The organism is Ensifer sp. MJa1, assembly GCF_037026475.1.
Taxonomy (GTDB): Bacteria; Pseudomonadota; Alphaproteobacteria; order Rhizobiales; family Rhizobiaceae; genus Ensifer.
This window is the reverse complement of sequence record NZ_JAKUMO010000002.1, coordinates 468685-488771: the sequence shown is the minus strand read 5'-3', so window position 1 is coordinate 488771 and position 20087 is coordinate 468685. Positions and strand designations below refer to the sequence as shown.

The following is a 20087-nucleotide window of genomic DNA, read 5'->3' as shown; positions in this document are numbered from 1 at the left end:
ATCGCACTTTCGGCGCGCGACCTGACGAAGATCTATCGAATGGGCGCAGTTGAAGTTTCTGCCGTTCGCGGCGTCGATGTCGATTTTTTGCAAAGCTGAACTCGTGGTGCTGCTCGGACCGTCCGAAAGCGGCAAATCCACCTTGCTCAATATACTGGGCGGTCTCGACACACCCACCTCAGGCCAAGTTCGCTTCGGCGATCATCCGCTTTCGCTGGGCAGTGAACGTGCGCTCAACCAATACAGGCGAAACCACGTCGGCTTTGTGTTTCACTAACGTTGTCATCAATTTCGCCGATGCACCGGTCCCTGGCGGCCGCTTGGGCACGGTTATCGCGCCGACGTTCAGATCATCCTTTTTGAAGGTGAAGTCCTCAAACTCCCATTAGGCACATTGTTCCGGGCAGAAAGACGAATGGGCGGTTTTCACAGTTTGAGGAAGGCGCGAACAAAAACGGTCCATGTGGGGCAACGCAACAATCTGGAAGTGGAGATCCTCAATGGCCTGGTTTCGGGAGAGAGGGTCATTCTTTATCCGAGCGATCGGATCGCGGATGGGGTCGCAGTCGTTGAGCGAAAGAAATCAACTCGGAATGTTTAGGGCGAGCGGCGAGCGCGGCGGCCGGGACGAAAGCGTTCATCGGCGTTGCGAAGCATCATCAACTCTCCAATGGTCTCATAATTCATGAGACCGACAACGCGCTGGCTGCAATCCACGATGGGTACGGCGGGCGAACGGGCATCCTGCATGAGCTTCATGCTGAAATCGATCGGGGACTGCTCATTCACTGTGGGGACATCTCGACGCATCACTGCGCTTACGGGAGCGCCCGCCCCTCTTTCTTTCATTGCTTGGACGATACTCCCGCGGGTCACTAGCCCTTCGAACCGGCCGGCCTCGTCAACAACGGGAAACTCGCTCTGGCTCGTGGCCAGCAAGAGCTCTACGGCCTCGCCGACACGGGCCTGGGGACCGAGCGTCGCGAAATCTGTGATCATTACGTCCGAGAGACTCGTGCCGTCCGAGATCGCCTGAAGTTCAATGCCTTGCGCTTCAGTCTCCGCAGCGAAATAGACGAAGATGGCAATCAGGATAAGCAATGGACTGAAGAAGATGCCAAAGATTCCCATGACCACCGCGATGGATTGTCCGATCCGAGCCGCAAGCGTGGTGGCCCGCGCCCAGGGCAGACGCCAAGCAAGAATTGCCCGGAGGACGCGCCCGCCATCCATGGGGAAGGCAGGGATCATGTTGAACAAGACGAGGAAAATATTGACCCCCGCGAGCCGCGCCAGGAAATCAACGCGGGGATCTTGCGGCGCCAACAGCTGTTCCAAGCCCAAGGCGCCCCCGACGGCCATGACGATAAGGCCAGCGATCACGACGTTTACGAGCGGGCCTGCGATGGCGATCACGAACTCCTCAAGCGGCCCGGCGGGGTTGCGTTCCAATCGCGCTAGACCGCCGATTGGCAAAAGAGTGATATCCGGTGTCTTGATGCCGAAGTGGCGGGCGGCTGCGATGTGCCCGAATTCATGAAGCACCACACAGAGGAAGACACTGATGACGAAGGCAACGCCTTCCCAGGCGGCAGGCGGACCGCCGATCCGGTAATGCATCACCCAGATCCAAATGAGCAGAAGGGCGAATGTGACGTGCACGCGGACTTCGGTCCCCGCGACGGTGCCCAGTTTCAAGGACCATTTCATGGTGTTCTCGCTCCGATATTCTTTTCCCAAAGCCGATCGTCGAAGAATTGCGTCTACGGAACCACAAATCGATACGCCGTGCCTGCGCGCAGGATATCGAACGAAACGTTGCCATCTACGGTGTCCAACAGGTCCTGCATCCGAGCCGCCGAGACGGCCGGCTCACCATTGATCGATGTCAGGTAGTCGCCCGCTCTGAGCCCAGCTGCATACGCTACGCTATCGGACGGCACCTCCAGGAGCACCGGCCCGCTGGGCGTACACGCGCGCGAAGCCGATGAATCCGGCAAGGCAAGGGTCACCGAGTCCAGGGCGCTATTGACCGGGACGCCGTGCATGCTCGCGGGATCGTCAAGCTTCAGTTCCAGCCGCTGCGTCCTCCCCTCCCGGCGGATATCGAGAGTGACCTTCATACCAGGCCCCAGCAGGTTGAGCGCATTTCTGAAGGCGGCCTCGGTCGAGACCGCGTGGCCGTTGAGCGCAGTCACGGCATCGCCGAGCCTCACCCCTTGGCGTTCGGCGGCCGAGTTGCAGGAGAGCCGGTCAACGACCAGATCCGCCATCGCGTCGTCGCCTGCCTGCGAAAGGATGACGGACACGCCGAGCCGTCCGCGCCTAATTTCTCCATCCTTTATGAGAGCGCGAACGATCTTGGACGCGAATTCGGAAGGGATGACAAAACCAACGCCTTGGGCGCCTTCGTTTGGCGGCGGTGCCCCCCGTACCACTCCCAGAAGCTCGCCTGCTGCATTGACAAGCGCGCCACCAGAGTTTCCCGGGTTGAGTGCGGCATCAGTCTGGATATAGTCCTCATAGTCGTCGATCCCGAGACCGGACCGGCTGAGCCCGCTTACGATTCCGAAGCTTGCTGTCTGCTCCAGGCCAAGGGGACTGCCCACCGCTACCACGAAATCGCCAACCCTCAGAACGGACGATCGCCCCCAGTCAAGGGCGACGAGGCCCGGCGCCCCAATCCTGATCACGGCAAGATCGGTTGGCGGATCGCTGCCGACAATTTCGGCCGGCAGAACGCGGCCGTCGTTGAGCGTGACGGCGATGTCATCGGCATCGGCGATCACGTGGCTGTTTGTAACGATGTAGCCCTCTTCGGCGTCGATGATGACGCCGGATCCCGTAACGGTAGCACCACTCTCAACGATGAGGACATGTTCGGGCAGGCCCAGGATCTTTCGAACGTTCGCATCGTCCAGCAAGTCGTTCGTCAATACACGGTTGGCGGTACTGCTGATACCAACGACCGCTGGGGTTACCCGAGCCAGGGCGTCAGAGAACCCGACGCCACCACTTGCCGAGGCTGGCGAAGTGGTGACCGCATAGATCATGGTGGCAAGCAGGAAACATGGGAGATTCTGCATATCCTGCACTCCTGACTAAGGTGTCAGGATCTCATCTCTCTGTGCGGGTGCATTGATGCGCATCAAGAAATATCGAATGTCAGTAGGCGAGCACCTGGACGTCCGCTGCAGCCAGACGACGATAGAGCCGGCCGCGTCGCATGATTGGCCACCAATCGTAGAGAAAGATCTCCAGCGCCCGCCAGTTTGCCACCCAACCGAAAATCACCAGGCTTTCGCTGGCGACACGCGAGAACGCGCCCTCACCCGAAAGATTGGTCACGAGCTGACTTGCGATCAAGCTGAAAGCGAGGATCGGCACGCCGATGAACAAGGCGCGCCGCCCCTCCCTTAAAAGCTGCCGCAACTCGCGACTGGCTTGCTTGGCGCGGCTTTCAAAATTGTAGCGTATCGCGTCCTGGACAACACGCTTCACCGCCGTGTCGGCTTCTCCCGAAGGCAACTGCACGACAATCGCAATTGGTCCATCATCGGGGGCCTCCTCAGCCCAATCGACAATGAAACGCTCGGCATCCTCGTCCAGATCCCGCTCATGAAAGGGTGTAGGATCAAGCGAATTGAAGAGCCGAGCCAACTGATCGATGCGGATCGGGATCGTATGGCGCTCGCCGGTTGATGATATCGCGTCCAACATGCCTGCTCCAGGTCGATTCACTTCGTCGCTGGCATGAGCGACGGCTCAAGCGTCCTCGTTCAGTGCCCGCCGCACGCGGCGAATGACCACGCCCCGGGCTTTGTCGTCGGCTGCCTTCGCCAATTCCGCCTGCAAGTCGAGCACCAGCGATTGCAAATCGTTGTTCCAGTCCGTCCGCCCCGCGCGAAATGGGTCGATGCGTGGCGGGGCGACGCCTTCAACTATCTCGACGGCTCCCTTCGCTTCCAGTCGGAACGAAGCATCCAATCGGGGACGAACCACCTTTTCCTCAGTCAGGAACGTCTGGAGTCGCTGTCTCATTCCTTGAAGAGCCGCATCCTCCCCGTGGACAAGAAAGACGCCGGCGCCGATCGGCTCGCGCGCCCGCACCCATTCCGCAAGCTCCTTGCCATCGGCATGCCCGCTATAGATATCCAGCTTCCTGATACGCGCGCGCACGCGAATGTCATCGCCTTGGATGCGCACCACCGATGCCCCGTCTTCAAGAATGCGTCCCAAGGTACCGGCGGCCTGGTAGCCGACAAGGAGCACCGTTCCCTCGTCCCGCCAAAGCCAGTTCTTCAGGCGATGCCTTATCCGGCCGGCCTCGCACATTCCGCTGGCGGCAATGACGATGTGAAAGCCTTTCATGAAATCGATTGCTTTCGATTGCTCGGGGGTCTCCGTGAACCGGACGTTCTTCGCTTGCAGAGCCTTGGCAAGCAGTTCCCCGTTCTCCAGTTCCCGAGCATGCCGTCGAAAGATTTCGCTGGCGCGTGTCGCCAGAGGCGAATCGATGATGATCGGACATCTTTCGATCTTGCCGGTGTCCATCAGGTAAACGAGATCGGTGAGGAGCTCCTGGGTTCGTTCCACCGCGAAGGATGGCACGATCAGGGCGCCGTTTGGATGGGTCGCCTCCAGAACTTCCGTGCGCAAAATGCGTCGCCTCGTTTCGTCGGTTGCATCTTCCCTCTCGACGTCGCCGTAAGTGCTCTCGCAAACAACATAATCCCAGCCAGTCGGCGCGACCGCGTCATATTGAAGAAGCTTGTGGCGCGGGCCAATGTCCCCCGAAAAAAGCAATCTGAGCGGCGTTGGGGACGTGTTGAGCTCGACTTCAACGGACGCCGAACCCAGCAGGTGGCCCGCGTTCCAGAACCGAAACCGTACTCCTTCGGACGCCGTCTCCCATTTGCCGAGCCGCACCTGCCTGAACAGAGTGACCGCAACAGCTGCGTCACGAGCGCTGTAGATAGGTGTCACCGGTTGCCGCCCACGTCTGAGGTTCCGGCGGTTGAGTTGATCGACTTCGCTCTCCTGGATATGGGCAGAGTCGGGCAGCATGACGGAACACAGATCGGCCGTGCCCGGCGTTGCGAAAATCGGGCCCCCGTACCCGAGTTTGGCGAGCTTCGGCAAGAGGCCGGAGTGGTCGATATGCGCATGCGTAAGGATCACGGCGTCGATGCTGTCGACATCGAAGGGGAACGGACGATAGTTGAGTTCCTTTTCCGTCTTGGACCCCTGGAACAGCCCGCAATCGATCAGAACTTTCGATTCGCCGAACTCAATCAGTTGGCATGAACCGGTGACGGTGCCAGCGGCTCCATGAAAATGAAGGAGTGGTTGATCGATCATTAGCATAAACCTCGTTCTGGTCGTCGTGGTGTAGGCCCCGGAAACTGGTTCGCGTCAATCGCAAAGCTCACAGCTCGCAGGCGCTGTTGCGATCGCAGCGATCAATCGGCAAGCGTGGCTACAAGAAGCGCCTTGATTGCGGGCATACGGTTCTCTGCCTGATCGAAGACGATCGAGGATTTGGATTCAAAGACACCATCGCACACCTCCATGCACTCGACGCCGAAACGCTTCGCGATACGGGCGCCCGCCTCGTCTTCCCGCCAGTGCCAGGCGGGGAGACTGTGCATCAGCTTCGTTTGCGGGTTGTCGGTCGCCTCCATAACATTCTCTCTGACGGCAAAGGGCGCGAGCTGCCTCACCCGCTCGGCCCAACGCACGTCTCCCTCCCCAAACCACGGCGCCGTGCAGATAAAGTCTGCCCCCAGAATGCCGGTGCCGACGTGCTCAAGGACCGTTACCCGGCCGCCGCTATCCCTTGCAGCCGACGTCACACATTCAATGAAGGGCGCCTCCGGCCAGAAAATCGGCGGTGAAACGATGCGAAGGTCGATGCCGAGTTTCGAGGATGCCAATGCCAGTGATCGAGCGACGTTGCTGCGTCCATCGCCAAGGAAGGCGACGATCATGTCATCGAGAGGCTTGTCGCTGCATTCCTGCATCGTCACGAGGTCGGCCAAGGTCTGCGTGGGGTGTGACGTGTCGGTCATTCCATTCAAGACGGGGACATGCGCCCATTTGGCGACCTCTTCCACGGTGGATTGGGAATGCCCGATGTATCCAATGGCATCATACAGCCGGCCGAGAAAACGGGCCGTGTCCTTGACCGATTCCCGATAGCGGGTGTGACCGGTTGATGGTCCGATCAAGGTCACATTGGCACCTTGGTCGTAGGCTGCGACTTCAAAGGCGGCGCGCGCATGGATCGAATCTCGTTCGCAAAACAGCACGACGTTCTTGGTGCTCAATTGCTTGAGCTCAGTTCCAGTCCGCTTTTCTCCCTTGAGGTCAACGACGAGCCGAAGCAGGTAGTGGATTTCCTCGGCAGTCAGGTCATCAAGGGTGAGCACGCTGCGACCGCGCAGATCAACCGTCATGGTGCTCCCCTCCTTACTGAGGCGCTCTTTCAAACAAATAAAAGACAGATCTCGGTTGTCGGCATTGATGCTCGTCAATGACGACTTCCCTGTTCACGGGAAAACTACGGTCACAGTGAACCTTACCAACCCATCCTGTGTGGCGAGCCTGCAATCGCACGGCACAAAACTCAGAGTTTGGCCGGTCCGTTCAATCCGATCCAATCATCGGGAAGAATATCATGGCTTTCGCCTATGCCGTCGCCCCAATCAAAGCAGCGCAGATCGAGCGGGCTTATTGCCTGATCGTCGCCGTGGGCTACGACATCGCGCTCGATGCCTGGCGACAGATCTGCACAGCGGCTGTCATGCGTAAATATCCCTCCCCTTTCGTCGAGGAGATCGCTGTTGCCGAAAATTCGCTCGGTTACATCAGGGGTATCGCTGTCCTGCGTGCCAGGCATAGTGAACGACGGGGCAGATACCTCTCCATCCCCGTTTTCGCCATAACCAGCGCCGGCGACGCACATGGCGTCTGCGATGCCCTGCTTCGATATTTGAGGGCGCGGGCGCTCGATCAACATTGCGTCGCCATGCATATCGCAAGCATTGAGCCGCACCGATGGCCGGCTGCCAACGGAGCGCTTGATCGGGAGGAGGACGGGGTATTTATCCCGCTACGCTGAAAGCCGCTGCAGGACTTGACCGCGCAAGCCGAAAGCCTAAGCGTCCTCTTTCACCGTCCGCGCACTGAACACGTAGCCCACGCCTCGGACCGATTTGATCAGCTCCGGACGGCGCGGGTCCTTTTCGATTTTGCGGCGCAATCTCGCGATCTGGGCATCGATCACACGGTCGTAGGCCTCCAGAGATCTGCCGCGGGTCAGGTCCATCAATACGTCCCGATTGAGGACACGGCCGGCATGCCTCACCAGGGCGCAGAGCATGTCGAACTCGGCCGTCGTCAAGGCGATCTCGCGGCCGTCCTTAGCTGTCAACCGTCGACAAGCGACGTCGAGGCGCAGTCCTTCGAAACAAAAGATTTCGCTCGATTGAAGCTCCGGAACGAACGCGGCCGGAGGACGCCGACGGCGAAGCGCGCCCCTCACCCGTGCAAGAACTTCACGAAGGTGGAAGGGCTTCGTGACATAGTCATCAGCGCCGATTTCTAGGCCAACAACACGATCCACCACGTCGTCTCGGCCGGTCAGCATGATAATGGGAATCTCGGAATGGGCGCGAAGCTCGCGGGCCAGCGACAGCCCATCTTCTCCGGGAAGCCCCAGATCCAGCAAAACGATATCCACAGGGGCCTTATCGAGCCTGTTTCGCATTTCCCGACCATCGCCGGCGAGGCTTACCCGATAGCCTTCCCCTTCGAAATAGCGTGCCAACATCTGCCTGATACGTGGATCGTCGTCCACGACAAGCACCAGTTCCGGCTCGTTTCGAGCGTTTGCCATAACCTCCCCCGCAGTCTGGTCGGCCGCGAAATGCTGTTACATTCCGTCACAATATAGCATCAATTGTTGCACGTGCGTCGATGGCCGTTCACGCACAGATGTTGAAATCCTCCCTACTCGGCGTCAGATGGAGGATGTGCGATGCCCCTTCAATCAGTCGCTTTTCAGGGCGGTCTTGGAGCATTCGAGTGTTCCCTTGCTCCACCGGATCTATCGTCCGTCTTTAGTCTTCAACCCATGATCGATGTTGCGCCGGGCCAAGCGCTTTTCTGGGAAGGGGACGATGCCAAATACGTGTTTCAGGTTGAAGACGGCATGCTGCGCGCATTACGCCTGCTTGCCGATGGTCGCAGGGTCATCGTGGGGTTTCTCCATGCCGGTGATCTCTTGGGCGTCTCACTCAAGGACCGTTACCTCTATACTGTCGAAGCGATAACTGAAGTCAGGCTGCGTCGATATCCTCGCCGTCGCTTCGAAGATGAAGTGGCGCGCCGGCCGCACCTTCGCGAGCAGCTCTTTTCCAAGCTATGCGACGAAATGACTGCAGCCCAGGACCAGGCGGTATTGTTGTCACGCCGCAGTGCCGACGAAAAGGTTGCAAATTTTCTGCTTCTTATGGCGAAAGACAGAGACGCCGAACCGGTTACCTTCGTCGATCTTCCAATGACCCGGCTTGATATTGCCGACTACTTGAACATGACCATCGAGACCGTATCTCGCACCATAACGAAATTCGCGAGCAACGGTATCATCGTTGCGCCCGACCGACGCTCGATCATCATCTTGAAAAGGCATATGCTTCAATCGATCGCGAATGGCGACGGTTGCGATCTTCGTCCAGTTGCGGTGTCGAATAGGATTAGGCGAACCGGTTTCGCCTGAGAACGTGGTAGTGGATGATGGCGCAAACTGCGATCGGGAAAATCGTTGGTCTCCTTAAGGACGCGAACCTGATCGTGCATGAGACCGGCGGAAGGATCAGTCACTGGAGCAAGGGCTGCGAGCGACTTTACGGTTGGCCCGGGGCGGAGGCGCAAGGTGAAGTGATCCATCACCTGCTTGCCACCACATTCCCCGAGCCCATTGAGGACATCCACGCAAAGGTTCAACGACACGGGTCATGGTCCGGCGAACTGGCGCAAAAGCGCAAGGATGAAAGCAAGGTCTTCGTTGCGAGCCTCTGGATCGGTCTGCCAAACGGTCAAAGCGATCATATCATGCGGTTTGACAGCGATATCACCAACTTGAAACACGCCCAGGCCGACCTCGCCTCGCGAGAAGCCCATCTAAGATCAATCCTCGACACCGTGCCCGAAGCGATGGTGGTGATTGACGAGACGGGGCTGATCACCTCTTTCAGCGCGGCGGCTGAACGACTTTTCGGCTTTAAGGAGAACGAGGTCCGCGGCTCGAATGTGAAGATTCTGATGCCGTCTCCCGATCGCGAGGCACATGATCGCTATCTCAACAATTATCTCACCTCAGGCGAGCGGCGGATCATTGGAATGGGGCGCGTTGTAACTGGCAGGCGCAAGGACGGCACGACATTCCCGATGGAATTGTCTGTGGGAGAAGCCCGATCCGCGGGGGGGCGGATCTTCACCGGCTTCATTCGGGATCTGACCAGCCGTCAGCGCATCGACGAGGAACTGCGTCAGGCACAGAAGATGGAGGCCATCGGCCAACTCACCGGCGGGCTCGCGCACGACTTCAACAATCTGTTGACTGTCATTACCGGCAACCTCGAAATGATCGAGGGGCTTGTCGACGATCAGAGCGTCACGGACCTCCTGAAAGAGGCGCAGGCGGCGGCGGACGATGGCGCAAAGCTCACCGCTCAACTGCTTGCCTTCGGCCGGCGTCAGCCCCTTACTCCAAAGCTCGTCGACGTGGGCGGTCTCATCGGCACCTTCGCAAATCTTCTCGGACGCACACTCGGCGAGACAGTGGAGCTGTCAACCTTGGTTCGTGGCGCCGACAATGTCGTTCTGGTCGATGTCGCACAATTCCAGAACGCGCTCTTGAACCTCGCATTGAATGCGCGCGATGCAATGCGAGCGGGCGGACGGCTCACCATCGAGGTCTCGAAGGCGAACCTGGACCAGGATTACGTCCTCATGTATCCGGATTCCAGGATGGGGCGCTATGTGCTGGTCTGCGTCAGCGATACCGGTGTCGGCATGTCGGACGATGTCAGGCGCCGTGCGTTCGAACCTTTCTTTACCACCAAGGTCACCGGAGCCGGTACCGGCCTCGGCCTTAGCATGGTCTACGGTTTCGTCAAGCAGTCGGGCGGCCATGTCCAACTGTATAGCGAACCAGGCCGCGGCACGAGCGTGCGGCTTTTCTTGCCGGCAGCGAAGGAAAAAAACCAGACCGGCGAGACAGGCGAGCCAAACGATCCGCCGCCGGAGCCGCTAGCGCGAGGACACGAGACCATTCTCGTTGTCGAGGACGACGCCCGTGTCCGCCGCATTGTGGTCGCGCGGCTTTTGAACACCGGCTATGGCGTCGTTGAGGCCGAGACCGGTGCTGAGGCTCTTCAGCGCCTCGCCGACCACCCGGAGATTTCTCTTGTGTTCACGGACATGGTCATGCCCGGCGGCATGACCGGTAACGAGCTCGCGCACCACGTCCGCAGATTTCGTCCTGAAACAAAAATACTCGTAACCTCAGGCTACGCGGCTCCGAGCCAAATGTTGCCGGAAGGCGCCTTGTGGCTGCTCAAACCCTACACGGCGAGAAAACTCGCAAAACGCCTGCGAGACCTACTCGATTGATGCGCTCACTTGCATGCAAGTCCTATGCAGTACATTGGGCGGATGAGGGTTCAGGGCGGGTATGTCCCTGAAACACCAAGACGGCAACCTGTGCCAGACGGCGGCTTCTCCATCGCCGATCATCTCTTCGATACCCGCTTGAGAACACGGGCACTCCAGTCGAGCTCCTGAGGATGATCTTTGATGGCCGTCAATGCCGTTTGCCACGCCGTGCGTAGATTGACTGATGGCCCAAACGTCAATTCGGGAGATGGAGCGATGACATACAAGACTGTGCTCTTGGTTGCTGATGCCGAAAACTATGATATCGATTTGAGAACCGCGGCCGATCTTTGCGTGGCCGGGAACGCGCATCTGTCGGTTCTTCTTGTGAAGCTTGCCGCCCCTGTACCGCTGGGCGACTACGCAGCGATGTCGGTCGCGTGGCTGGACGTGCGCGCCGGCGATACCGAGAAACTCGGCGACGCCGTTATGAATTCCCGCGCAACCCTGGAAGCACTTGGTGTCTCGTTTGATGTCCACGGCTGCTACCCCGAAGAAGCGTGGGTGGAGGATGAGATCGGAGAACGCGCACGTTACGCTGATGTGACCCTGATTGGGGCAAGCCTGAAGGCGAGTTCGCGGCTTCGTTCGCACGCCATCGAGGGTGCGCTCTTCCGTTCAGCCCACCCGGTCCTTGTCTCTGGCAACCGCCAATCGGTGACGCTGGCACCGAAAAAGGTCCTGCTTGCATGGAACTCAACGATCGAAGCGACGAGAGCCGCACGCGAAGCGCTTGAAATGATGAAGAACGCCGACAGCGTCAACGTTGTGCTTGTCGATCCCAAAGCTGCGCCGGCAAGGAACGGTGAAGAACCTGGGGCGGATGTCGCGACCTATCTCGCAAGGCATGGCATCGAGGTCATAGTCGACAGGCTGCCGAGCGCTGGGCGTCAGGTCAGCGAGGTGCTTTTGCAGCATGCACTCGACACCGCGGCCGACCTGATCGTCATGGGCGCCTATGGCCATTCCCGTGTTCGCGAACGCATGTTCGGGGGGGTAACCAAGGCCATGATCGAGTCACCGGCAGTGCCGGTGTTGATGGTTCATTGAGCCACCGAATGTTGACAAAGAGGTGCGCCGCTGTCGAGCGGCGCACCTGTCTTGGTTCAGGTCTCATTATCACAGGACGCCCGCCCGGTCATTTCGAGTATATCGATACTGAAGAACAAGTGCGGATAGTGGCCGGATATTTCTTGCGGAACTGGCTTCAGACCACCCGGTTCCCACCAATTTGATCGCTTTTCGAGAAGAGACCAGGCGTGCAGGTACTCCCGGTGCCACTGCCCGGTCGGCGCTAGTTCCTGATAGCGTCCGTAGATCACAACGCTTTTCCACTCGCTCCCTGAAACTGCGTCAATCTGGAGGCAGACATTGGGATTCTTGCGCATCCAGTCGATTTTCAGGCCGGGCATGGAAAATGCGTAAAGGCAGTTTCCGGCGTAGGCGTATGTGATTGGAACGACATAGGGGTGGTCGTCCAGGCAACAGGCTAGACGCGCAACATGGCCACCCTGAACGACGACGCTGCATTCGTGGCGGGACATTTCCTTGACGATCATGATCCACCTCCGTGAACTGTTATTTCGAGATTAATTCCTTGTGCGCCGGGGCGCTTTGACGTCCCTCAAAGACCGATGGGCGACGATCAAGCATACTGTTGGCACAAACTGCATGAGGAGACTTTTGGAGGATGGCCATGAGCGACATCAATTTACGACAGGATATTCTCGACGAACTCGAGTATGAGCCCAGCATCGACGCCGCAAACATCGGCGTCACGGTTGAGAACGGGATCGTGACCCTGACCGGTCATGTTCACAGCTTTGCCGAAAAGCACACCGCCGAGCACGTTGCTCGACGCATCAAAGGCGTCCGGGCGATCGCGGAGGAAATCGCCGTGCGGTTGCCCGCGCACAAGAAAACCGCCGATGACGAGATTGCAAGCCGTGTCTTGAAGATCCTCGACTGGGGTGCGGCTATTTCCGATCCGAGCGATATTCAGGTGAAGGTGGAGAGCGGGTTCGTTACACTCGCCGGCACTGTCGATTTCTATTTTCAACGCTCGGCGGCCGAACATTCCGTTCGCCAACTCTCCGGCGTAACGGGCATCGATAACCAGTTGAGGATCCGGCCGCGGATGGATGTCGTCGACATCCGCCAGGGCATCAAGCAAGCCTTGAGGCGGAATGCCGAAATAGAGGCCGATGACATCGAGGTCGAAGTTTCCGGCAGCCATGTGACCTTGCGCGGGAAAGTCCAAAGCCCACGAGAGCGTATCACGGCCGAGCAGGCTGCCTGGTCCGCAAAAGGGGTGAGCGGGGTAACCGACTATCTAACGGTGTCCGACAAGTAGGCACTTTTCGCAGCTTTCCTCTAAGGGGCTCATGATGGCCGAACCGATGCCGCTCAGCTTCGCCCGGCATCAAATGGAAGATAGCGGCTATGCGGGGCTGACAAGCGAGGAGGCCCTCAGCCGGTTGGCCAAGTGTGGTTCAAACGCCCTGCCCGAACCAAGGGCAGGGTCGGTGGCCGAAACATTCGTGCGCCAGTTTCGCAGTCCACTCATTTACATTCTGCTGGCCGCGGTGCTGGTGTCATTTCTTCTGGGCGATGTGCGGGACGCCTTCTTCATTGGGGTCGTTCTTGTTGCAAATGCCATCGTCGGAACCATTCAGGAACACAGTGCCGGCCGAGCAGCATTGGCATTGCGCAAACTCGCGCAACCAAAAGCCAATGTTGTGCGAGACGGGCATTTGGTCGAGCTCGACGCTCGGCTGATCGTGCCCGGCGACCTGGTGGCTCTGGAATCCGGCGGGCGCGTGCCGGCAGACATGCGGCTGACCGCGGCTGATGGTCTCCTGTGCGATGAGTCCCTGCTAACGGGCGAGTCGTCGCCAGTTGCAAAGTCGCCAACCCCGGTTTGCGCCACAGGCGAAGAGCTACGACGCTGCATGGCATATGCCGGCGCGCTCGTCACACGCGGCCGCGCCCGTGGCGTCGTCTCGGCGACTGGCAAGAACAGCGAGATAGGCAAGATTGCAAGCGACATCGGCAAGACGCCCCTTGCAAGATCGCCGTTGCTGATCCGGTTGGAGGGCTTTTCAAAACTCATTGCCCTGATCGTCGCAACCGTCGTGGTCTTCCTGATCCTTGTCGGGGTCGCCCGCGACATGCCGGCGACAGATCTGTTCATGATGGCGGTCGGGTTGGCCGTGAGCGCGATCCCCGAGGGCCTCCCGATTGCGATCTCGGTCGCTTTGGCGATCAGTATGCGTCGAATGGCCAGGAAACACGTCATCGTTCGCCGGATGCCCGCTGTCGAAGCTCTCGGGTCATGCACGATAATCGCAACCGACAAGACCGGAACGTTGACGCTGAACGAGCTGACGGTCACCGACATTCGCCTGCCTGACGGAACCGACCTTTTCTGCGACACGCATGCCGATATCGAGTCCTGCCACATCCGCGGGAAGGATGCGTCTCCCGACCAGGCACGTGATCGTGCGACGGCCCTTCTGCGGGCCGCCTCTCTACCCAATGAAGGATCGCTCGTAAGGGGTGAAGATGGGTGGACCAGTGTTGGCGACACGGTCGATGTCGCGCTCCTGGCCGCCGCCCACAAGGCGGGCCTGCCGAGAGAGTCCATTGAGGATGATTATCCCTTGATTGCCCGAATCCCCTATGAGCCGGAGATCAAATATGCCGCATCGTTTCATCGACATGGCGATGTGGTGCGTATCTTCGTGAAGGGAGCGGCCGAAACCCTCATCGCAATGTCGGATCGAATGGAGATGAATGGCCGCGCGGTAACGATCGACCGCGACAGGCTTCTGCGCCAGAAGGAAGAAATGGCCGCCCAAGGTTTGCGCGTATTGGCGTTTGCAGAAGGCGAAACGACGGTCGAGGACGATGGCGGATGTGGCCGGCACCTTCTCGTCGACCTGGTTTTTCTCGGACTGGTCGGAATGCGGGATCCAACCAGGCCGGAAGTGCCCAAGGCAATTCGCGACTGTCACGACGCGGGTGTCCAGGTGGTCATGCTCACCGGTGACGATCCCAAAACGGCGTCGGCGATCGCGATTGATGCAGGATTGACATTCACGATTGATCAGCTCGTCACCGGCGAAGAGGTGAGCCTGGCCGAGGCGCGGGGGCACGCAAGCCTCGACGCGCTCGCCCGCCGGGGGCGCATCTACGCACGCATCGCCCCCTCGCAGAAACTGGCGATTGCTCTTGCACTTTCGCGCAACGGGCACTTCGTTGCCGTCACGGGTGACGGGGTTAACGATGCGCCTGCGCTAAGACACGCGCACATCGGGGTGGCGATGGGGCGCAAGGGCACGGATGTGGCCAAAGAGAGTGCCGATATTATCATCACGGACGACAACTTCGCCTCGATTGTAAGCGCCATCAAGGAAGGTCGCGTCGCCTATGCCAACATCCGTAAGGTCATCTTCATGCTCGCTTCGACGGGAGCGGCGGAGCTCGTGCTATTCCTTTTGGCCACCGCTCTAGCGCTGCCAATGCCACTTCTCCCGGTGCAGCTCCTCTGGCTCAACCTTGTCACCAACGGCATCCAGGATGTTGCGCTTGCAAGCGAGGGACCTGAGGGTGATGAACTCTCACGCGCGCCGCGCAGGCCGAATGAACCGATCTTCGATCGGGTGATGATCCGCCGTCTCTGTCAAACGACGCTCGTCATGGGAGGCGGAGGTTTCGCGATGTTCTACCTCGCTCTACAACAGGGCTACAGTGAAAGCGATGCCCGCAACATGCTCTTGCTGCTGCTTGTTCTCTTCGAAAATTTCCAGACTTTCGCAAGTCGCTCGGAGCGGAAGTCCATTCTCGCGCTCGGCATGTTTGGCAATCCACTCCTGCTCTTCTGCATTGCCGCAGCCTTGGGTCTCCACATCACCGCAATGCACGTTCCGCTCCTCAGCACTACCCTTCAGGTTTCAGCGATGAAACCGGCCGAATGGGCAATGCTCTTGATTGCTGCCTCTTCGGTCCTTTTCGTTATGGAATTCGACAAGTGGCGGCTGCGTAGAAAATCTACTGCATAGTCATGACGTAGGTGCTTACGCCAGTTGCAGCAGCAGCGAGCGAGACGAGGCCGAGTGGCACCCAGTACCCTGCTGTTCCGGACAGGATCGCCACGGATATTCGCCCCCCCGCATTGACGAGCGCGGCAGCCAGGACCGCGGCGCCGACTGTTGGCAAGGGCATCGCACCGCCGACGGAGCGTAACGCGGTGAGTACGGCAACATCGACATCGAAGATGCCAGATGCGGCCGAAATGCCGATCAAGCTGTTGTTGCCAATCCTCGCCACCACCGCGGCGCCAAGTGTCGCGGTGGCGGCAAATAGGCTGGCAAAGACAAGGAGCGGCATCAGTTCAAAGGGATTTCGGGCTTCGACGTCTTGGTTTGCACCGGGCGCCCTCTTGGCCATCAAGAGGCCTCCGCACGCGACGAATACGACGGCTGCCGTCAGCAGCGGCGCCACAATGAGCGGAAGAAGCCGGGGGGACAGTGCAAGAACGATCACGAGTACGCGCAGCAGTGAAATGGCCGCAGCGACACTTGCTGCCCCAGCGAGCGGCCGAGCCGGCTCCCCGGCACGCACTTTCTGTCCAAAGCTTGCCGTGACCGCAGTGGACGAGACGATTGCGCCCGTAACACCGCTGACAAGAAGTCCGCGCGTCGATCCCAGCAAGCGCGTTGCCACATATCCGGCAAATGAGATGGTCGCACTCAGTACGGTCAGAAACCACACCTCGCGGGGATTGAAGCCGCCCCAAGGGTCGATCGTCCGGTTCGGCAGAAGCGGCAATACGATGGCGGTCATCACCGCAAGCACGAGAGCGGAACGCAGTTCCGGCCAGGTTAGCCGCTTGAGGAGATTGTGAAGAAGTTCTCTGCTGGCAAGAACTGCTGCAAGAGCCGCGCCGCCTGCAGCGGCAGCCTTGTAGTCGCCCGCAACCGCCAGCCCGCCCAGCGAAAAAACGCACAATCCGGCTACCACGCTGGTCACGCTGAAATCCTCATCGCGCTGAGCCTCACGCAACTTGAACCACGTCAAGCTCATCGTGAACCCCAACAGACCCGCAGCAAAAACGAACTCGTTCTGCTGAGCTTGTGACACAGCCGCCACGATACCGCCGAGCAGGCCTGAAATCCCGAAGGTCCGAATGCCGGCTGTTCGGCTGCCTTCCGGCGCATCCCTCTCGCGCCATCCCCGCTCCAACCCGACGAGAAGGCCAATTGCGAGTGCGAGCCCTAGACGAAGGATAAGCGGTTCCATTTGCACTGCTCCCAAGGGTCGTACACGCGCTGAGCTCAACCCATCTCATTTCTGGCCAGTTAACTTCGAACCTGTCTTTGACGACGATCAATGCTTGCGGATTGACAATGCATGACGCTGCTTTGAGAGGAGTTTTCCATGGATGACCACATCCTTGTTGCAACCGATGGATCGGACAACGCGCGCGACGCCGTCGCAATGGCAATAAGGCTTGCCGAGGCGATTGACGCGCCCCTGACAGTACTCCACGTTGCCGCACCAAATTTTGCAAGCGCAACAGACCGCCTACCCGGTTCCGGGCGGGTCTTTCCCATCGGCAACATGATCCCGGGCATGCCGAGGCCGGCAGAACTCTCACGCACGTCCGGCGATGGCATCGATGACAGCGCCCTGGCGCTCGGCAAGACAATTGTGGAGCAAGCTCGAAACGAGGCACGCGGGCTCGGCGTCGCGAATGTCACTGCACGATTGGAAGTGGGGGACTGCGCCGAAACCGTTCTCGACACTGCAAAAGAGATCAAAGCAAGCTTGATTGTCGTTGGAAGCCGGGGTCTTGGGCGCCTGAAGGGGATGGTCCTCGGGAGTGTGTCGAAGAAGGTAGCCCGGGATGCGCACTGCTCGGTCCTTGTCGTACGCTGAAGCTTGCGAAGAAGAAGCGGTCGGCCTGACACTTAAAGGCCTCTGCGAGATTGACCGCGTTGTCGAATTAAGGAACCTGGCTCTTGAGCGCGCAGCACACAATTGCTCTTCGGTGGCAAGAAGAAGTAACGCCGAAACGTGCGCTTCTTGCTGTGAGCGCTGTCTCCCTGGCTGTGGGCGCGCTTGCATGGTTCGCCAACCGTCCCGACCACAGCGCATGGATATGGGGAGTGGGCACGGCAATTATCCTTGCGAGCCTGGTCACGGAGATTGCGACAGGCCTGGCAAAGGCAGAATTTGGCCTGGATTTGATTGCAGCTCTGGCCATGAGCGGCGCGCTTTTGCTGGGCGAGTATTTCGCCGGGATCATCATCGCAATGATGTTCGCCGGTGGCGAAGCGCTTGAGGATTTTGCCCAACGGCGAGCACGCCATGAACTGACCGCGCTACTGGACCGGGTACCGCGTACGGCGGCCCGTTTCACCGGCAAGCAATTCGAAGAAGTCGCGATCGACGACATAGAGCCTGGTGACCGGATTTTTGTGCGCAGCGGTGAGGTCCTGGCGGTTGATGGTCGCTTGGCAGACAGCTCAGCAATGCTCGACGAGGCCGCTCTGACAGGCGAGGCCCTGCCGGTCCTCCATCGATCCGGAGAGTACTTGATGAGTGGCTCCATCAATCCGGGAGATCCCTTCGAAATGGTCGCCTCGCGGGTTGCGAACGAGAGCACATATGCGGGTATTGCAAGATTGGTAGAGGCTGCGAAAAACGCCAAGGCGCCGATGTCTCGTCTCGCGGACCGCTACGCCCTTGGCTTTCTCGCGGTGACGCTTCTTCTGGCAGCGCTCGCATGGGCACTTTCAGGAGAGGCGACAAGGGCACTGGCGGTGTTGGTGGTTGCCACCCCCTGTCCGCTCATACTCGCAGTTCCGGTCGCCCTCATCTCAGGCGTGTCTCGCTGCGCGCACAAAGGCATCCTCGTTAAGGGCGGCGGCGCCCTCGAAATGCTTGCACGCGCGAGGACCGTTTTGCTCGACAAGACGGGGACGATAACGGACGGACGGGCCCGGCTGTTGGAGACAAAGGTTCGCAGCGACCTTGCCCCACAAGAGGTTCTACGGCTGGCAGCCTCGATCGACCAGGCGTCCCGTCACGTCGTCGCCTGCGCCCTTGTCGCCGCCGCCCACGAGCGCGGGCTCGCCCTTTTATCACCATCCGAAGTCAGAGAATCTTCTGGCTCCGGCGTCACAGGCCGGATCAAGGGGCGGCAGATAGCCGTCGGCGGGTGGGACTTTATCCGTCCCATTATCGATGAAACCGATTTCTCGCGCGAGATCGAGATCTGGATCAAGAGGGAGGGCACGGTCGCGGTCGCAGTGGCGGAGGAAGGCGTCCTTGCAGGGGCATTTCTTCTGGCCGATGAGGTCAGGCCGGAATCCGGCACGGTTCTCAGGCAGTTGCGCGAAGCCGGCATTGGACGAATTGTGCTTGCTACCGGCGACCGGTCTGATATCGCCAAAAGTCTGGCCGCGTTTCTGGGCATCGACAACATCGTCGCTGAAATGAAACCGGAAGATAAGACACGGTTGGTGGAGACCGAGAGGATTGCCGGGCCGGTCATGATGGTGGGCGACGGCGTCAACGATGCGCCCGCCCTCGCCGCAGCCGATGTCGGGGTCGCAATGGGGGCCCGGGGGGCCGCAGCCTCGACGGAAGCGGCCGACGTTGTCATTCTGGTTGACCGGTTGGATCGTCTTGTCAGTGCGGTCCATATAGCAAAGCGATCCCGGCGCATTGCGCTTCAGAGCGTCTATGTCGGGATGGGGCTGTCAACTACCGGGATGATTGCTGCGGCGCTCGGTTATCTCGCGCCGGTCGAGGGCGCCCTTGTTCAGGAGGCGATTGACGTCGTCGCCATACTTAACGGCCTGCGTGCGCTCACTCACCCGTTTCGCCGATGGGGTCGAGCCAATCGACTGTCACAACAAGAGCTCCTGGAACTGGAAGCAGAACACCGCAACCTCATGTCCGTCATCGACGAGATCAGGCACACGACCGAAAGGATACAGCATCTCCCTGAACCGGAAGCCCGCGAACGCCTGGCCAATTTGGATGCCCTGTTGCGCGACAGACTGCTTCCCCACGAGCGCCAAGACGACTGCGTGTTGTATCCGTTGCTTCGCCGGCGTCTCGGCGCGTCGCATGCCCTCGCCGGCATGAGCCGCACCCACATGGAAATTCAGCGCCAGGTCCATCTTCTGACCTCCCTTCGCCAGGCGATCGATTTTGCCGGTCCAGATCCGCAGCAACTCTACGAGATCCAACGGCTGCTCCATGGGCTGGAAGCGGTCGTGAGACTGCACTTTGCCCAGGAACAGGAAATCTACCGTGCCCTTGAAAGCGACTAACGAGAGGAAGCCCAA

At 59.5% G+C, this 20087-nt stretch carries 16 protein-coding genes and 1 pseudogene; 9 read left to right on the top strand and 8 right to left on the bottom strand.

Annotated features, from left to right (window positions below; genetic code table 11):
- Nucleotides 1-39 precede the first annotated feature (39 nt).
- Nucleotides 40-271: pseudogene (locus MKZ91_RS04955) on the top strand (ATP-binding cassette domain-containing protein); the annotation flags it as partial.
- Between the two features lie 326 nt (nt 272-597).
- Here the strand turns inward: MKZ91_RS04955 and MKZ91_RS04950 are convergent.
- The 5 genes from MKZ91_RS04950 to argF all read right to left on the bottom strand — a co-directional run bounded on the left by MKZ91_RS04950 (nt 598) and on the right by argF (nt 6536).
- Complete coding sequence (locus tag MKZ91_RS04950) at nt 598-1710, bottom strand: site-2 protease family protein (RefSeq protein ID WP_336168531.1); 1113 nt, start codon at nt 1708-1710, stop codon at nt 598-600.
- Between the two features lie 53 nt (nt 1711-1763).
- On the bottom strand, nt 1764-3086 hold the full coding sequence (locus MKZ91_RS04945; RefSeq protein ID WP_336168528.1) for a trypsin-like peptidase domain-containing protein: 1323 nt from the start codon (nt 3084-3086) through the stop codon (nt 1764-1766).
- A gap of 79 nt (nt 3087-3165) precedes the next feature.
- Nucleotides 3166-3720, bottom strand: a complete 555-nt coding sequence (locus tag MKZ91_RS04940; RefSeq protein WP_336168526.1) for a hypothetical protein — start codon at nt 3718-3720, stop codon at nt 3166-3168.
- A gap of 45 nt (nt 3721-3765) precedes the next feature.
- A complete protein-coding gene (locus tag MKZ91_RS04935; RefSeq protein WP_336168525.1) occupies nt 3766-5361 on the bottom strand; it encodes an MBL fold metallo-hydrolase in 1596 nt (531 codons plus the stop codon).
- Between the two features lie 101 nt (nt 5362-5462).
- Nucleotides 5463-6536, bottom strand: a complete 1074-nt coding sequence (gene argF / locus MKZ91_RS04930; protein ID WP_336168524.1) for an ornithine carbamoyltransferase — start codon at nt 6534-6536, stop codon at nt 5463-5465.
- 143 nt (nt 6537-6679) lie between these two features.
- Between argF and MKZ91_RS04925 the strand changes: the two genes are divergently transcribed.
- On the top strand, nt 6680-7123 hold the full coding sequence (locus MKZ91_RS04925; protein ID WP_336168522.1) for a hypothetical protein: 444 nt from the start codon (nt 6680-6682) through the stop codon (nt 7121-7123).
- 36 nt (nt 7124-7159) lie between these two features.
- Here the strand turns inward: MKZ91_RS04925 and MKZ91_RS04920 are convergent, their stop codons facing one another.
- On the bottom strand, nt 7160-7900 hold the full coding sequence (locus MKZ91_RS04920) for a response regulator (RefSeq protein WP_336168519.1): 741 nt from the start codon (nt 7898-7900) through the stop codon (nt 7160-7162).
- Between the two features lie 141 nt (nt 7901-8041).
- Here MKZ91_RS04920 and MKZ91_RS04915 point away from each other — a divergent pair, with 141 nt between their 5' ends.
- The 3 genes from MKZ91_RS04915 to MKZ91_RS04905 all read left to right on the top strand — a co-directional run bounded on the left by MKZ91_RS04915 (nt 8042) and on the right by MKZ91_RS04905 (nt 11772).
- Nucleotides 8042-8782: a helix-turn-helix domain-containing protein gene (locus MKZ91_RS04915; protein ID WP_336168517.1), complete on the top strand. Its 741-nt coding sequence runs from the start codon at nt 8042-8044 to the stop codon at nt 8780-8782.
- Between the two features lie 17 nt (nt 8783-8799).
- Nucleotides 8800-10680 carry a hybrid sensor histidine kinase/response regulator gene (locus MKZ91_RS04910; RefSeq protein ID WP_336168515.1) on the top strand — a complete coding sequence of 627 codons (1881 nt, stop codon included), beginning with the start codon at nt 8800-8802 and terminating at the stop codon, nt 10678-10680.
- 258 nt (nt 10681-10938) lie between these two features.
- Nucleotides 10939-11772 (top strand): universal stress protein, encoded by an 834-nt coding sequence (locus tag MKZ91_RS04905; RefSeq protein WP_336168621.1) that lies wholly within the window; start codon nt 10939-10941, stop codon nt 11770-11772.
- A 56-nt stretch (nt 11773-11828) separates the two neighbouring features.
- Here MKZ91_RS04905 and MKZ91_RS04900 read toward each other — a convergent pair whose 3' ends face one another.
- A complete protein-coding gene (locus MKZ91_RS04900; RefSeq protein WP_336168513.1) occupies nt 11829-12281 on the bottom strand; it encodes a pyridoxamine 5'-phosphate oxidase family protein in 453 nt (150 codons plus the stop codon).
- A gap of 137 nt (nt 12282-12418) precedes the next feature.
- Here MKZ91_RS04900 and MKZ91_RS04895 point away from each other — a divergent pair, with 137 nt between their 5' ends.
- Both MKZ91_RS04895 and MKZ91_RS04890 read left to right on the top strand, forming a co-directional pair.
- Nucleotides 12419-13075: a BON domain-containing protein gene (locus tag MKZ91_RS04895; RefSeq protein ID WP_336168511.1), complete on the top strand. Its 657-nt coding sequence runs from the start codon at nt 12419-12421 to the stop codon at nt 13073-13075.
- 73 nt (nt 13076-13148) lie between these two features.
- Nucleotides 13149-15785 (top strand): cation-translocating P-type ATPase, encoded by a 2637-nt coding sequence (locus MKZ91_RS04890; RefSeq protein WP_336168615.1) that lies wholly within the window; start codon nt 13149-13151, stop codon nt 15783-15785.
- On the opposite strand, the gene MKZ91_RS04885 is transcribed toward MKZ91_RS04890, so the two are convergent.
- Nucleotides 15775-17025 (bottom strand): MgtC/SapB family protein, encoded by a 1251-nt coding sequence (locus MKZ91_RS04885; RefSeq protein ID WP_336168509.1) that lies wholly within the window; start codon nt 17023-17025, stop codon nt 15775-15777. The genes MKZ91_RS04890 and MKZ91_RS04885 overlap by 11 nt on opposite strands.
- Nucleotides 17026-17163: 138 nt before the next feature.
- Between MKZ91_RS04885 and MKZ91_RS04880 the strand changes: the two genes are divergently transcribed.
- A complete protein-coding gene (locus MKZ91_RS04880) occupies nt 17164-17664 on the top strand; it encodes a universal stress protein (protein ID WP_336168507.1) in 501 nt (166 codons plus the stop codon).
- Nucleotides 17665-17747: 83 nt separating this feature from the next.
- A complete protein-coding gene (locus tag MKZ91_RS04875; protein ID WP_442892195.1) occupies nt 17748-20072 on the top strand; it encodes a heavy metal translocating P-type ATPase in 2325 nt (774 codons plus the stop codon).
- Nucleotides 20073-20087: the final 15 nt, after the last annotated feature.